This window comes from Crossiella sp. CA198 (assembly GCF_052078295.1).
GTDB lineage: Bacteria > Actinomycetota > Actinomycetes > Mycobacteriales > Pseudonocardiaceae > Crossiella.
The window spans coordinates 207,949-222,881 of sequence record NZ_JBQJIM010000017.1 but is presented as its reverse complement, the minus strand read 5'-3'; the positions used below and the strand labels follow the sequence as shown (position 1 = coordinate 222,881).

Annotated in this window: 13 protein-coding genes; 2 read left to right on the top strand and 11 right to left on the bottom strand. The window is 71.6% G+C overall.

The window, feature by feature from the left end; all coding sequences use genetic code 11:
• Nucleotides 1–5: 5 nt before the first annotated feature.
• Nucleotides 6–1,298 (bottom strand): phosphopyruvate hydratase, encoded by a 1,293-nt coding sequence (gene eno / locus ACTOWY_RS28160; protein ID WP_441312628.1) that lies wholly within the window; start codon nt 1,296–1,298, stop codon nt 6–8.
• Nucleotides 1,299–1,559: 261 nt separating this feature from the next.
• On the opposite strand from eno, the gene ACTOWY_RS28155 reads away from it, so the two are divergent.
• A complete protein-coding gene (locus ACTOWY_RS28155; RefSeq protein ID WP_441312627.1) occupies nt 1,560–1,946 on the top strand; it encodes a tetratricopeptide repeat protein in 387 nt (128 codons plus the stop codon).
• 7 nt (nt 1,947–1,953) lie between these two features.
• Here ACTOWY_RS28155 and ACTOWY_RS28150 read toward each other — a convergent pair whose 3' ends face one another.
• The 7 genes from ACTOWY_RS28150 to ACTOWY_RS28120 all read right to left on the bottom strand — a co-directional run bounded on the left by ACTOWY_RS28150 (nt 1,954) and on the right by ACTOWY_RS28120 (nt 10,590).
• Nucleotides 1,954–2,820 carry a lytic transglycosylase domain-containing protein gene (locus ACTOWY_RS28150; RefSeq protein ID WP_441312626.1) on the bottom strand — a complete coding sequence of 289 codons (867 nt, stop codon included), beginning with the start codon at nt 2,818–2,820 and terminating at the stop codon, nt 1,954–1,956.
• Nucleotides 2,821–2,853: 33 nt separating this feature from the next.
• Nucleotides 2,854–3,657 carry a lytic murein transglycosylase gene (locus tag ACTOWY_RS28145; RefSeq protein ID WP_441312625.1) on the bottom strand — a complete coding sequence of 268 codons (804 nt, stop codon included), beginning with the start codon at nt 3,655–3,657 and terminating at the stop codon, nt 2,854–2,856.
• A 106-nt stretch (nt 3,658–3,763) separates the two neighbouring features.
• Entirely contained in the window at nt 3,764–4,771 is a 1,008-nt protein-coding gene (locus tag ACTOWY_RS28140; protein WP_441312624.1) for a MazG family protein, read from the bottom strand.
• A complete protein-coding gene (locus tag ACTOWY_RS28135) occupies nt 4,768–5,769 on the bottom strand; it encodes a SurA N-terminal domain-containing protein (RefSeq protein WP_441312623.1) in 1,002 nt (333 codons plus the stop codon). The genes ACTOWY_RS28140 and ACTOWY_RS28135 overlap by 4 nt, the downstream gene beginning before the upstream one ends.
• 65 nt (nt 5,770–5,834) lie before the next feature.
• Nucleotides 5,835–9,449, bottom strand: a complete 3,615-nt coding sequence (gene mfd / locus ACTOWY_RS28130; RefSeq protein WP_441312622.1) for a transcription-repair coupling factor — start codon at nt 9,447–9,449, stop codon at nt 5,835–5,837.
• An 80-nt stretch (nt 9,450–9,529) separates the two neighbouring features.
• The gene (locus ACTOWY_RS28125; protein ID WP_441312621.1) at nt 9,530–9,745 is read right to left on the bottom strand and encodes a hypothetical protein; all 216 of its coding nucleotides are present in this window, start codon (nt 9,743–9,745) and stop codon (nt 9,530–9,532) included.
• Nucleotides 9,742–10,590 (bottom strand): alpha/beta hydrolase, encoded by an 849-nt coding sequence (locus ACTOWY_RS28120; RefSeq protein ID WP_441312620.1) that lies wholly within the window; start codon nt 10,588–10,590, stop codon nt 9,742–9,744. The genes ACTOWY_RS28125 and ACTOWY_RS28120 overlap by 4 nt, the downstream gene beginning before the upstream one ends.
• Nucleotides 10,591–10,692: 102 nt before the next feature.
• On the opposite strand from ACTOWY_RS28120, the gene ACTOWY_RS28115 reads away from it, so the two are divergent.
• Nucleotides 10,693–11,865, top strand: a complete 1,173-nt coding sequence (locus ACTOWY_RS28115; protein WP_441312619.1) for a PQQ-dependent sugar dehydrogenase — start codon at nt 10,693–10,695, stop codon at nt 11,863–11,865.
• Here ACTOWY_RS28115 and ACTOWY_RS28110 read toward each other — a convergent pair.
• The 3 genes from ACTOWY_RS28110 to ACTOWY_RS28100 all read right to left on the bottom strand — a co-directional run bounded on the left by ACTOWY_RS28110 (nt 11,852) and on the right by ACTOWY_RS28100 (nt 14,812).
• Entirely contained in the window at nt 11,852–13,069 is a 1,218-nt protein-coding gene (locus tag ACTOWY_RS28110) for an MFS transporter (protein ID WP_441312618.1), read from the bottom strand. The two genes, ACTOWY_RS28115 and ACTOWY_RS28110, sit on opposite strands and share 14 nt — an antisense overlap.
• A gap of 9 nt (nt 13,070–13,078) precedes the next feature.
• Complete coding sequence (locus ACTOWY_RS28105; RefSeq protein ID WP_441312667.1) at nt 13,079–13,678, bottom strand: TetR family transcriptional regulator; 600 nt, start codon at nt 13,676–13,678, stop codon at nt 13,079–13,081.
• A 168-nt stretch (nt 13,679–13,846) separates the two neighbouring features.
• Entirely contained in the window at nt 13,847–14,812 is a 966-nt protein-coding gene (locus tag ACTOWY_RS28100) for an acyl-CoA desaturase (RefSeq protein ID WP_441312617.1), read from the bottom strand.
• Nucleotides 14,813–14,933 lie beyond the last annotated feature (121 nt).

Below are 14,933 nucleotides of genomic sequence, written 5' to 3'. Positions count from 1 at the left end.
CGGGCTCAGCCCTGGGTGTCCGGGGTGAACCGCGGGAACGCCAGCTCGCCCGCGTAGCGGGCCGCGTCGCCGAGGGTCTCCTCGATGCGCAGCAGCTGGTTGTACTTGGCCACCCGCTCGCTGCGGGCGGGCGCGCCGGTCTTGATCTGACCGCAGTTGAGCGCCACCGCGAGGTCGGCGATGGTGGTGTCCTCGGTCTCGCCGGAGCGGTGGCTCATCATGCTGCGGTAGCCGCAGGACTGGGCCAGGCTGATCGTGTCCAGCGTCTCGGACAGGGTGCCGATCTGGTTGACCTTGACCAGCACCGCGTTCGCGGCGCGGCGGGCGATGCCCTCCTCCAGGCGCTCCTGGTTGGTGACGAACAGGTCGTCGCCGACGATCTGCACCCGGTCGCCGACCTCCTTGGTCAGCTGCACCCAGCCGTCCCAGTCGTCCTCGGACAGCGGGTCCTCAAGGGAGATCAGCGGGTAGTTGTTGATCAGCTCGGTGTAGTACCCGGTCATCTGCTCGGCACTGCGCTTGGACTTCTCGAAGTGGTACGAGCCGTCCTTGTAGAACTCGGTGGCGGCCGCGTCGAGCGCGAGCGCGACGTCCCGGCCCACCCGGAAACCGGCCTTCTCGATGCCTTGCACGATCAGGTCCAGCGCGTCCCGGTTGCTCGGCAGGTTCGGCGCGAAGCCGCCCTCATCGCCCAGGCCGGTGGCCAGGCCCTTGGCCTTGAGCACCGACTTGAGCGCGTGGTAGACCTCCACGCCCCAGCGCAGCGCCTCGCGGAAGCTCTCCGCGCCGATCGGCGCGATCATGAATTCCTGGATGTCGACATCGCTGTCGGCGTGCGCGCCACCGTTGATGATGTTCATCATCGGCACCGGCAGCACGTGCGCGTTCGGACCGCCGACGTAGCGGAACAGCTCCAGCCCACTGGACTCGGCCGCGGCCTTGGCCACCGCGAGCGAGACGCCGAGGATGGCGTTCGCGCCGAGCCGGGACTTGTCCGGGGTGCCGTCCAGGTCGACCAGCTTCTGGTCCACCAGCCGCTGCTCCACGGCTTCGATGCCGACCAGCTCGGGGCCGATCTCATCGAGCACCGCGGTCACGGCCTTCTCGACACCCTTGCCGAGGTACCGGTTGCTGTCGCCGTCGCGCAGCTCGACCGCCTCGTGCTCGCCCGTGGACGCACCCGAGGGCACGGCCGCGCGGGCCAGCGTGCCGTCATCCAGTGCCACCTCGACCTCGACGGTGGGGTTGCCGCGAGAGTCCAGGATCTCGCGGGCGCCTACCTGTTCGATGACCGCCACGTGCGCTCTCCTTAATCACCCAGCCTGGGACTTGACCACCGCCGAGCCTAGCCGGACCCCACACCCACCCGTGCGCCGTGTTGGCCGTTGTCGTACGCAGTGTTGGCCACACTGGTACGGCTGCCGCCCGAAAACGGCCAACACCTGGTACTACAACGGCCAACACGCCGTACCAGAACGGCCAACACGGCTGGTGGGGTGTGGATCATGGCCCGGATGGCGGGCGCGCGATCGGCGAAGACGTCGTACCGTGGGGTGACTATGACCGAGGGCACCTTCGAGGCGTATCGCAGGGCGGAGTCGCTCCTGGCCGCGAACCGGCCACTGGACGCACTGCGCTGGCTGGAGCCCGTCCTGGAGTCCAATCCGGACCTGCCGAGTGTTCATCTGCTCGCCGCCCGGTGTTATCTGCACTCCGCCCAGTTCACCAGGGCCGAGCGGTCCTTCCGCCGGGTGCTGGAGCTGGATCCCACCGATCACTTCGCCCGCTTCGCGCTGGGCCGGACCCTGCAACGGCAGAGCAGGCTGTCCGAGGCGATCACCCAGCTGCGGATGGCCGCGGCGATGAACCCGAAGCCGGACTATCTGGAGGCGGTCAACGAGGTCCGGGCCCGGATCATGCTGCGGGAGAAGGACACCGGCACCTGAACCGGCTTCAGCGCTGGCCGAGGCTGCCGCGGGCGTAGCGGTCGGCCAGGCCGAAGACCTTCTGGCCGTACTCCACCGAGTTGTTGTAGGTGAAGGTCGCCGCCCACCAGTCCTTGCCGGTGCCCAGGTCCCGGTTGGCCGAGCACAGGTAGCGGCCTGCGGCCACCGCGGCGTCGTCGATGTCCTGCGGATCGGCCTTGCCATCGCCGTCGCCGTCGGCGGCGAAGCGCTTCCAGGTGCCAGGGATGAACTGCATCGGGCCCACCGCCCGGTCCCACTGGGTGTCGCCGTCGAGCTGGCCCTTGTCGGTGTCCGGGATGGCCTTGAAGCCGGGCGAGCCGTCCAGCGGCACGCCGATGATCGGCTTGGACGGGCGGCCGTCCTCCTGCAGGGTCGCGCCGCCGTAGCGGTTGTGGTTGGACTCGATCCGGCCGATCGCGGCGATGGTGGCCCAGGTGATCCGGCAGCGCGGCTTCTCCGCGCGCAGGGTCAGGTCGGCCACCGCGTAGGCGCGTAAGGCGCGGGCCGGGACCTCGATGGTCTCGCTGACCCGGTTGGCCCAGTCGCCGATCGGGTCCGGGGCCGGACCGCCCTGGGCCGCTGGCGGCGGCTTGCGGTCCGGCGGCGGCTGCCGGTCCGGCAGCACGTCGCCGGGAATCACGGACCCGGGTTCCACCGGCACCGCCACGATCGGCGGCTCCACCCGGCGCGGGGTCCGGTCCGGCTCGGTGATCTGGGTCAGCGCCCAGATGCCCGCCCCGGCCACGCCGATGACCACACCGGCGATGACCAGCCGCCCGGCGACACCGCCGCGACGGCGGGGCGGCGGCTCAGGAGTAGGCGTCGGCAGGGACGGTGCAGCAGGGGTGACCACCAGACCAGGCTACGCACACCCGGCGCGGGCGGGTCAGTTCTCGCGGCTGGCCCGGCCGTAGTGATCGGCCCGGTCCAGCACGTCCTGGCCGTAGCGGCGGCTCTCGTTGTAGGTGGTCACCGCACGCCACCAGCCCTCCGGCGTGCCCAGGTCGCCGCCGCTGGCGCACAGGTAGCGGGCGGCGGAGAGGGCGGCGTCGTCGAGGTCGTCCGGATCGGTGCGGCCGTCGGTGTCGGCGTCGGCGCCCCAGTCCTTCCAGGTGGTCGGGATGAACTGGAGCGGGCCCATCGCCCGGTCCCACACGGTGTCCCCGTCCAGCCTGCCGCCGTCGGTGTCCCTGATCGCCTTCACGCCCGGCCGCCCGTCCAGCGGGATGCCGCGGATATCGCTGGTGGGGCGGGCCGAAGCGTCCAGCTTGGCGCCGTTGAACCGGCCGTGGTTGGACTCGACCTGGCCGATCCCGGCGAGCGCGGTCCAGGTGATCCGGCAGGCGGGCCGCTCGGCCGCGGTGAGCGCGGCGGCGTAGCCGTAGGCCTCCAGCGCGCCCTTGGGCACGTTGAGCTTGTTCGAGTACTGGGCGGCCCAGCCGGCCAGCTGGGCCTGCGGGCGGGCGCCCGGCGGCTGCGGGGTCAGCTCGGGCAGGGCCGCGCCCGCGTTGGGCGGGGCCAGGGCGGTGGGCAACTTGAACTCGGCGACCGGTGGTTGCCGCAACGCGGGCGTGGCGGCCAGCTCGCCGCGCACCACCACCGCGCCGAGGGTGACCATGGCGGCTCCGGTGGCCCCGAGCAACAGGAAGGCCCAGCGTCGTTCGCTTCGGGTGTGGCCGTCGGCGTTCATCGCCACCCAGTGTGCCTGGGAACCCGCTCAAGGTCATCGTCAACCCACACGGCGGGTCACGAATTCATTCCGATTAACCCAATCAGGGGTAGCCCGTCTCGCCCGTTCAGCCGGTTGAGCTGTCGCCGCGTGAGCCGCCGTTGAGCTGTTCAGTGGGCCAGTACCGGCGCCAGCCGTCCGCGTCCAGCCCAGCCGGATCGGCGCCGTCGGCGCGGGCGGCGGCCTCGGCGGCACGCAGGGCGTCCCCGAAACCACGGGCCACCGCGCGCAGTGCGGACTCCGGGTCGCCGCCGTCGAGTTTGGCCCTGGCGGCCACCGCGAACAGGGCCTGGCCGGGGTCGCCGCCGTCGGGCAGCAGGTCGGCTGGCACTCCGGCGCGACCGGCGCGCTGGGCGAGTTTGGCGGCCAGGGCCACCGCGGGCTGGCCGAGGGCGACCCCGTCCACCGCGGACTCCCGGCGCTTCTCCATCTGCTTCAGCTCCTCCCAGCGCTGCTGCTGGGTGTGGCTGTCCCGCACCGCGGGGTCGCCGTGCTCGGCGAAGACGTGCGGGTGGCGGCCGACCAGCTTGGCCACCAGTTCGGCGGCCACCTCGTCGATGGAGAACGGGTCGGCCCCGTCCTCCTCGGCCACCCTGGCGTGGAAGAGCACCTGGAGCAGCACGTCGCCGAGTTCCTCGCGTAACGCGGCCCGGTCGCCGTCCTCGATCGCCTCCAGCAGCTCGTAGGTCTCCTCGACCAGGTACTGCCGCAGCGAGTCGTGCGTTTGCTCGGCGTCCCAGGGACAGCCGCCCGGCGAGCGCAGCCGGTGCATCACCTGGGCCGCCTCGACCAGTCCGGCGCCACGGGGCTCCGGGGTGCCGATCAGCTTGGCCCCGGCCCGCACCAGCGCGGCCGCGGCCGGGCCCTCGGCGTCCAGGGTCAGCAGCACCACCGGCGCCTCGGCGGCCAGCGCGAGCAGCTCGGCCGCCGGTGGCGGAGCGGGAAAGCCCAGCTCGGCCGGGTCGGCGTAGACCTCGGCCGCGGTGCGCACCACGGGCACCGCGGCCAGCGGTAAGACCGCGCCGAGGCGCTCACTGAGCAGGACGACGGCGCAGCCCTGGACCACGGGGGTCACTTCCGGACTTCGGCCCGCGCCGGGATGCTGAAGGTGGGGGCCGGGTTGCCGGGGCCGGTGATCCGGGCCTGGGTGTCGGTGGAGGTCGGCTCCCAGACGCCGTAGCGCGGGTTGATCTCGATCTGCTGGCCCGCGGCGTAGTGCGAGATCACGGCCTGGCCGACCAGTTCGAGCTGGGACGGGCCAGCCTGCTCGGCCACCTCACCCGGCGAGGTGCCCGAGGTCGGCTGGTCGGTGCGGCTCTTCACCCTGGCCACGATCCACTGCTGCGCGCCGCCGCCCTGCTGACCGGAGTTCAGCGAGGCCCCGACCACGGTGCCCGCGGGCACGGTGAACAGCGACATCAGCGCGCGCGGGGTCTGCTGGCCGAGGAAGTTGGTCACCGGCAGCGTCTGGTTCAGCCTGCTCTGCTCGGCGGTCTGGCCGGTCTGCGGGTTGGCGGGCATGCCGGCCACGTCCTTGCGCACCAGCGCGGTCGCGGCCTGCTCGCTCTGCGCCATCTCCTTGGCCTTGCGCTCGGCCTCGGTGCGGCTGGTCGCGGTGGTGAAGTCCATGGTGATGCGCAGGTTCTGGATGTGCCTGCGGCCGATCGCGGCCGCGAGCAGCTGGGCCCGCACCGACTGGTGGTAGTTGGCCGGGGTCTCCAGGGTCTGCGCCGCCGCCTCGGTGGAACCGCCTACCTGCTTGATCAGCTCCTGGACCTCTTCCTCGCTGTAGGTCACGCCCTCGGCCTTGGCGACCTGGCGGACCAGCTCGCGGCTGACCAGCACACTGGCCTGCGCCCGGCCCAGGTTGGCCAGGCCCTGCCGCTCCCGCTGGGCCCCCGACCCGTCCGAGTAGGCCGCCAGCCAGGCGTCGAAGCGCTGCTGCACGGTCTCCAGCGGGATGGCGGTGTCGCCGACGATCGCCGCGCTGCCGATCTTGCTGGGGCCACCGGCACAGCCGGTCAGGAACAGGCCCGCGGTGATCGACACGGCGACCAGGCGGGTGCGAGTCATGGCCTTCGTCACAGCTCCGTACCTTCTCACGATCGGGTGGCGCAGGTCGTCACGAGTCTTGCCCATCAGGCCCTTCCCGCCCCAACGGGGGTACCCGGAGTGGCTCCGGCGAGGTTGCGCAGGAACTGCGCGCACCAGTCCAGCAGTGCTTCGTCGCGCAGCGGCGGCGCGCCCATCCGCCCGCCTGCCGGGCCCTCGGTGGGCCGGGGCACGTTGATCAGGTGGCTGGCCTGCTTGTACAGCGCCTTGGGGTAGAGCCGCTTGAGCCGGATGGTCTGCGAGTCGCGCAGGTCCATCGGGGCGAACCGGATCTGGCTGCCCTGCAGGGCGATCTCGGTGACCCCGTGCTCCCGGCAGGTCTGGCGCAGGGTGGAGACCGACAGCAGGTGCTCCACCGCTCTGGGCAGCGGGCCGTAGCGGTCGGTCAGCTCCGCGCGCACCGCGTCCAGGTCGGCAGGGCTGACCGCCGCGGCGATCTTGCGATACGCCTCCAGCCGCAGCCGCTCGCCGGGCACGTACTCGTGCGGGATGTGCGCGTCCACCGGCAGCTCGATCCGCACGTCGGCCAGCTCGGTCTCCTCGGCCTCGCCGTCCCCGGCGCCCGCCTGCTTGCGGAAGGCGTCCACCGCCTCGCCGACCAGCCGGACATAGAGGTCGAAGCCGACCCCGGCGATGTGCCCGGACTGCTCCGCGCCCAGGATGTTGCCCGCGCCGCGGATCTCCAGGTCCTTCATGGCCACCGCCATGCCCGAGCCCAGCTCGGAGTTCTGCGCGATGGTGGCCAGCCGGTCGTGCGCGTGCTCGGTGAGCGGGGACTCCGGCGGGTAGAGGAAGTAGGCGTAACCGCGTTCCCTGGCCCGGCCGACCCGGCCGCGCAGCTGGTGCAGCTGGGAGAGGCCGAGCAGGTCGCCGCGTTCCACGATGAGGGTGTTGGCGTTGGAGATGTCCAGGCCGGTCTCCACGATGGTGGTGCAGACCAGGACGTCGTACTCCTTCTCCCAGAAGCCCTCGATGATCTTCTCCAGCCGGTCCTCGTTCATCTGCCCGTGCGCGGTGACCACCCTGGCCTCTGGCACCAGCTCACGCAGCGACCGGGCCGCCTTCTCGATGGTGCTGACCCGGTTGTGCACGTAGAAGACCTGGCCGTCGCGCAGCAGCTCGCGCCGGATGGCCGCGCCGACCTGCTTCTCGTTGTGCCCGCCCACGTAGGTCAGCACCGGGTGCCGTTCCTCCGGCGGGGTGAGGATGGTGGACATCTCGCGGATGCCAGCCAGGCTCATCTCCAGCGTGCGCGGGATCGGGGTGGCGGACATGGTGAGCACGTCCACGTGCGTGCGCAGGGACTTGATGTGCTCCTTGTGCTCGACCCCGAAGCGCTGCTCCTCGTCCACGATGACCAGGCCGAGATCCTTGTAGCGCACGGTTTTCTGCAGCAGCCGGTGAGTGCCGATGACCACGTCCACGCCGCCGTCGGCCAGCCCGGCGAGCACCTTCTCCGCTTCCATGGTGTCGGTGAACCGGGACATGCCCCTGACCGTGACCGGGAAGGCGCGCATCCGCTCGGTGAAGGTGTTGAGGTGCTGCTGGGCGAGCAGCGTGGTGGGCACCAGCACCACCACCTGCTTGCCGTCCTGCACCGCCTTGAACGCCGCGCGCACCGCGATCTCGGTCTTGCCGTAGCCGACGTCGCCGCAGATCACCCGGTCCATCGGCACCGGGCGGCGCATGTCAGCCTTGACCTCGTCGATGGCGGCCATCTGGTCCGGGGTCTCGGTGAACGGGAAGGCGTCCTCCAGCTCCCGCTGCCACGGGGTGTCCTCGCCGAAGGCGTGCCCCGGCGCGGACTGGCGGGCCGCGTAGAGCTGCACGAGTTCGGCCGCGATCTGCTTGACCGCCTTGCGCGCCTTGGCCTTGGTGGCCTTCCAGTCCGAGCCGCCGAGCTTGTTCAGCGCGGGCAGTTCGCCGCCGACGTAGCGGGAGACGTCGTCGAGCTGGTCGGTGGGCACGAACAGCCGGTCGCCGGGCTGGCCGCGTTTGCTGGAGGCGTACTCCAGCACCAGGTACTCCCGGGTGGCGCCCTGCACGGTGCGCTGCACCATCTGCACGTACTTGCCGATGCCGTGCTGCTCGTGCACCACGAAGTCGCCGGGCTTGAGCGCGAGCGGGTCGACGGCGTTGCGGCGGCGCGAGGGCATCCGGCGCATGTCCTTGGTGGAGGTGCCGCCGCGGCCGCCGGTGAGGTCGGTCTCGGTGAGCACCACCAGCGCCGGGTCGGTCAGCACGAAGCCGTCCTCCAGCGCGCCGCGGACCACGGTGACCAGGCCGGGAGCCGGGGCTTCCGGCAGGCCGTCCTCGGCCCAGCGGCAGGGCACCTCGGCCTCGCCGAGCTGTTCGCAGGCCCGCTGCCCGGTGCCGGTGCCGGGCACCACGAGCACCGCGGCGCCGCCGGCGGCGGCGTGCGCGCGCAGGTCGGCGAAGGCCCGTTCGACCTCGCCGCGGTAGGCCTCGACCTGGCGGATGTCCAGCCGGATCGGGCGGCGCTCGCCGTCCACGTCGTCGGTGGTGAGCTGGCTCAGCGACCACCAGGGGCGGCCGGTCTCGCGGGCGTGCTCGGCGATGTCGGAGAGGCTGCGGTAGGCGGAGGCGCCCAGGTCGATCGGGGCCTTGCCGCCGGTGGCCGCGGCCATCCAGGAGGCTTCCAGGAACTCCTGGCCGGTGCGCACCAGGTCGTGCGCGCGGGTGCGCACCTTCTCCGGGTCGGCCACCAGCACGTGCGTGCCGACCGGGACCACGTCGGTGAGCAGTTCGAGCTGGCCGGGCAGCAACGCGGGCAGCAGCGCCTCCATGCCCTCGCACGGGATGCCGTTGGCGATCTTGTCCAGCATCTCGGCCAGCTGCGGATCGCCCTGGTGTTCCGCGCCGAGGCCGGCCGCTCGGGCCCGGACCTCGTCGGTGATCAGCAGTTCCCGGCAGGGCGGGGCGAACAGCTCGGGCACCGGATCGGCCAGCGAGCGCTGGTCGGCCACGGCGAAGGCGCGGATCTCGGTGACCTCATCGCCCCAGAACTCCAGCCGTACCGGGTGTTCGGCGGTGGGCGGGAAGACGTCCAGGATGCCGCCGCGCACGGCGAACTCACCGCGCTTCTCCACCATGTCCACCCGCACGTAGGCCAGCTGCACGAACCGCTCGACCAGGGTGTGGAAGTCGTGCTCGGAGCCGACCCGCAGCCGCACCGGCTCCAGTTCGCCCAGGCCGGGGGCCATCGGCTGGATCAGGCTGCGCACGGTGGCCACCACCACCCGCAGCGGCCCGAACTCCTCGGGGTGGGCCAGCCTGCGCAGGATGGACAGCCGCCCGCCAACGGTGTCCGCGCGCGGGGAGAGCCGCTCGTGCGGCAGCGTCTCCCAGGACGGGAAGACCGCCACGGTGTCCGCGCCGAGCAGATCGGACAGGGCGGTGCCGAGTTCCTCGGCCTCCCGGCCGGTGGCGGTGACGACCAGCGCCATCCGGTCCGCGCCGAGGGGGGCGGGCGCGGCGAGGGTGGCCACCACCAGTGGCCGGGCCGAGGCCGGGCCCTCCAGTTCCAGATCGTGCGCGCCGACCGCGGTGACGACCTTGCGGAGGGCCTCGGACTTCGCGGTGGCGAGCAGCAGACCGGCCAGCGGTGCGGAGGTGGTCATGACGGAGTGCGATCCCCTCGGTGTTCGAACGCGAGACAGACCTCTGCCCGGGATGTTGCCCCGGAGAGGGGTCTCGTCAGTCAGCCTACGTCGGCCGCGCGCTCATCGCCCGCGACCCACCAGTCGAGCAGTCCCGGCAGCCCCGCGATGCCGATGAGCAGGCCGGGGTTGAACCAGCCCCAGTGGAACTCGTTGAACCAGAAGCTGACCACGAGCACCGCAACCAGCACCGGGATCCGGTACCAGCGGTGCACGAGCGAGCGCCCGATCCGCCGCACGTTCCCCGCCAGGCTCATCGCGGGGCCAGCGAGTCCAGGACGTCCACCACCGCGGCCGGGCGGGCCAGGAAGCCGAGGTGGCTGCTGGGCACGGTGTGCACGTCGAAGGGGTGCGCCGGGTTGGCCGCGTCCGCGTCCGCGATGAGCAGGTCCTGCCAGGCAGGCGGCAGCAGCCGGTCCCCGGCCAGCCGGATATAGCTGCGCGGCACGCGGCCCCAGCGCGCCGGGTCCAGGCTGGTGTCGCCCTGGGTGATGTGCACCGACTCGTCCGGGTCCAGGGTGTTGATCGCGGCCAGGAACTCGGCCTCGGTGCCCTCGGCGAACATCGCCTGGTGCGCGAGCGCCAGCCGGGCCGGATCGCCGGTGCGCCAGTTCATCCGGACCACCCCGGCCCGGACCGGATCGGTCACCACCAGCGCCTGGCCGACGGCCATCGCCTGGCCCGCGGTGTACTCCGGCGCGGTCACGTAGTCGGCGACCGGCCGGGTGCAGCACCAGGCGGCGATGTAGACGATCCGGTGCAGCAGGTCCGGGATCGTATTGCCCACCCCGCCCAGGGTGAACCCGCCGAGGCTGTGCCCGACCAGGATCACCGGCCCGTGCCCGGCGGCCCGGCGCACCACGGCCACGGTGTGTCCGACGTAGTCGGCCAGTGTCGCCTCGGCCACCGTGGACGGGGCCGCGGTGAACGCGTCCGGGTCCTGGGGCGCCTGGTATGCGGGGCTGAAACCGGCCTGGAAGCCGTGTCCTGGCAGGTCCACAGCCAGGGAACGGTGTCCGCGCAGCGCGAGTTCCCGCTGCACCGCGGACCAGCTGAAGGAGTTGGCGTTGGCACCGTGCACGAGCACGAACGTGGCTGTCATCCCGCGCAGCGTGCCACGCGATGCTCGTCGCGCCCTACCGATTTCCGCCGGTGATCCGGACATTCACGGCGAGACCACAGCAGATGCCGCACTCTGGAGAACATGAACTCGCGGGTCGCGATCATCGGGTTGTCGGTCCTGCTCACGGCGGGCTGTGCGGGCGGGGTGGGCGGCAGCGCACCGTCCACGAGTCCCTCGCCCAGCCTGGCGGTGGAGGTGGTCACCGACAAGCTCACGCACGGCTGGGAGATCGGCTTCCTGCCGGACGGGCAGGTGCTGGTCAGCCAGCGACCCGGCAGGCTGGCGCTGCTGTCCGGGTCCAGGCCGGGGGCGAGCGTGACCGAGGTGCGCGCGGACTTCACCGACGTGCTGGTGCGCGGGGAGGGCGGGCTGATGGGCCTGGTGGTGCACCCGGACTTCGCCACCAGCCGCAAGTTCACCACCTGTCAGACCTACCAGCAGGACGACCGGCCCATCGACGTCCGGCTGGTCACCTGGACGCTGGCCGCGGACGGCCGTAGTGCGACCAAGAGCCCGAACCCGCTGCTGGCCGGGTTGCCGGTGAGCAGCGGACGGCATTCCGGCTGCCGGTTGCAGCTGGCCCCGGACGGCGCGCTGCTGGTCGGCACCGGGGACGCGGCGCAGGCCGCGGCCGCGCAGGACCGGCACGGGCTGGGCGGCAAGGTGCTGCGGATCGACCTGAACACCGGGGCGCCCGCGCCGGGCAACCCGTTCGCCACTTCCGGCGACGCGCGGGAGCGGCTGATCCACACCCTCGGCCACCGCAACGTGCAGGGCCTGGCGGTCCGGCCGGGCGGGGACCAGGTCTTCGCCGCCGAGCACGGGCCGACCAGGGACGACGAGGTGAACCTGCTCAAAGCGGGCGCCAACTACGGCTGGGATCCGGCCCAGGGCGGCACGGTGACCAGCTACGACGAGAGCGTGCCGATGACCGACACCGAGCGGTTCCCTGACGCGGTGCCCGCGGTGTGGAGTTCGGGTTCCTCCACCGAGGCGGTGTGCGCGGTGGACTTCCTCAGCGGCGCGAACTGGGGCGAACTGGACGGCACGCTGGCCATGACCACGTTGAAGGGCAGCAAGCTGTTGCTGCTCAGCCTGGACGAGACCGGCGCGGTGAAGTCGGTCTCGGCGCCACGGGAGCTGGACGACACGCACGGCAGGCTGCGCGCGGCCCGCCGCGGCCCGGACGGCGCGCTGTACGTCACCACCTCCAACGGCACCGGGGACAAGCTGCTGCGGATCACCCGCCGCTGAGCGCGGGCGAGGTGTTCTCCAGCCGGCGCACACTACGGCTGGCCAGCATGAACAGCGTGGCCAGCGCGATCACCCCGGCCGCGGCGTAGAGGGTCTCGGTGACCCCGAAGGCGTGCGCGGCAGGGCCGATCGCGATCTCGCCGATGGGCACCGCGAGGAAGGACCCGATCGCGTCGTAGGAGTACACCCTGGCCAGCCGGTCGGCCGGGATGTGCTGCTGCATCGAGGTCTCCCAGGCCACGCCGAACTGCTCCAGCCCGATCCCGGCCAGGAAGGCCATCAGCACCAGGGTCCAGGTCTGCGGGCTGATCGCCAGGGTCAGCGGCAGCACCGCGTCCAGCAGCATGCACACACAGCCGACCAGCAGCAGCCTGCGCACCCGCAACCGCATCGCGATCACCGCGCCCACCGCCATGCCCGCGGTCTGCGCGGCGATCACCAGTCCCCAGCCGGAGCGGCCGATGGTCTGGTCCGCGACCGCAGGGCCGAGCACCTGCAGCACGCCGACCGTGGCCGCGTTGAGGAACATGAACCCGACCACGACCACCCACACCCAGCGCCGGGAGACGAACTCGCGCCAGCCGTCGACCAGCTCCCGGACCATGGTGGTGCGCTCGGTGCCGGGCTCGGTCCTGGGCAGCCGGATCAGCAGGAAGCACAGCCCGGCCACCGCGAAGGTCAGCGCGTCCAGCGCCAGCCCCCAGCCGGGTCCGACCACCGCCACCAGCAGCCCGCCGATCGAGGCACCGACGATCTTGCCGCCGCTGATGCCCAGCCGGACCAGCGCGTTGGCCTGCTGCCAGGTCTCCACCGGCGCGGTCTGCGGGGTGATCGCGGCCGAGGCTGGCCAGGAGAAGGCGACCGAGGTGCCGTTGATCGCGGCCAGCACGGCCACCACCGGCACGGTCGCGGTCCCGGTGAGCAGCAGGGCGGCCAGCAGGGCCTGGCTGAGCGTGCTCACCGCGCTGCAGCCGACCAGCACGAAATTCCGGGGCAGCCGGTCCGCGATCACCCCGCCGAAGAGCAGGGAGAGCACGGACATGATCGAGCGCAGCCCGACCACGAGCCCCAGCGTGACCACCGAGCCGGTCAGGTCGAGCACGGCGAAGGCCAGCGCGATGGTGGCGACGGAATCACCCAGCTGAGTGATCACCCGGCCTACGGTCAGCAGCCGGAAGGCGGGATACCGCAGGGGTGCGAGCACCCGCTCAAGTTATCGAGAGAGGCGCAGCTTGGGTGCCGGATCCAGGTGTGACAAACCCTTCCAGGACAGGTTGACCAGGTGCGCGGCCACCTCTTCCTTCTTGGGCTTGCGCACCTCCAGCCACCACTGCCCGGTGAGCGCGACCATACCCACCAGCGCCTGCGCGTAGAGCCCGGCCAGCTTGGGGTCGTAGCCGCGGGCGGAGAAGTGCAGCCCGAGGATGTGCTCGACCTGGCTGGCGATGTCGTTGAGCAGGCTGGAGAAACTGCCGGTCGCGCTGGCCACTGGTGAGTCGCGGACCAGGATCCGGAACCCGTCGGCGGACTCCTCGATGTAGTCCAGTAACGCGGTGGCGGCCCGTTCCAGCAGCTCACGGGGGTGGGTGGCGCCGGAGAGGGCGCTGATGACACCTTCCAGCAGCAGGTCCATCTCGCGATCCACGACCACCGCGTAGAGGCCCTCTTTGCCGCCGAAGTGCTCATAGACCACGGGCTTGGACACGCCGGCCCGGTGCGCGATCTCCTCGATGCTGGCCGCGTCGTAGCCCTTCTCGGCGAACAGCGCCCGCCCGACGTCGAGGAGCTGCTGCCGCCGCTCCTTGCCGGTCATGCGCACCCGCGGCACTGGCGGGCGCGCCGCGGCGACTTCGCTCTGCGCCCGCTCGCGTCGTCGTGCTGCCATCTCCCCCACCCTAGATGCTTTTCCTACCGCAATATGCCAGCGGCCCAGCTCACGCCGCACGTGAACTGGGCCGCCGAAGCGAAAACTGCCGGTAATTCAGTGCGCCGCTTCCGTGACAGTGATGCGGGCCAGGCGCTGCTCACTCGGCCAGCGCACCGAGTGCACCCAGCCGAACTTCTCGAAGATCCAGATGATCCGGGCCGAGGTGTCCAGCTGCCAGCGCTTGACGCCGTGGCGGGCGCTGGTCGGGTCGGCGTGGTGCAGGTTGTGCCAGGACTCGCCGAAGCTCAGGATGGCCAGCGGCCAGAAGTTGGCCGCCTTGTCCTTGGACTTGAACGGGCGGTCGCCGATCAGGTGGCAGATCGAGTTGGTCGACCAGGTGACGTGGTGCAGGAAGCCCACCCGGACGATGCCTGCCCAGAAGAACGCGGTCAGCGCGCCCCACCAGGACCAGGTGATCAGGCCGCCGAGCACACCGGGCAGCACGAAGGTGGCCACGGTGAACAGCGAGAAGTACTTGTCGACCAGCTTGATGTCGTCGTCGGCCAGCAGGTCGGGGGCGAAGCGCTCGGCGTTGGTCTTGTCCCGGTTGAGCGTCCAGCCCATGTGCGCGTGCCAGAAGCCCTTGGTCAGCCCCCACGGTGTGGTGCCGTGCAGCCACGGCGAGTGCGGGTCGCCCTCCTTGTCGGAGAAGGCGTGGTGCCGCCGGTGGTCGGCCACCCAGTGCAGGATCGAGCCCTGCACGGCCATCATGCCGGCCACCGCCAGCCCGATCCGGACCGGGCGCTTGGCCTTGAACGAGCCGTGGGTGAAGTGCCGGTGGAAGCCGATGGTCACACCGAGACCGGACAGGTAGTAGAAGAACACGGCGAGGCCGATGTCCACCCAGCTAAGCCCCCACCCCCAGGCCAGCGGCACCGCCGCGATCAGCACCAGGGTCGGGATGATCACGAAGGCGCAGATGGTGATGTGCGCGGTGGTGGAGCGCGGCTCGCCCAGCATGGGCTTGGGGCCGCGCGGGGTCTCCTCGGTGGGAGCGGGAGTCTCGACAGTGGTCGTCATTCGATAGCTACCTCAGCGATGTGGGGGACGGTCGAGGCTGGTCTCGGTCCAACTTACGGCACCGTAACTTACGCAAGCGTAAGTAAGGTCAGCCCAACTCGCCAGACCCCGTGGCGCAGGT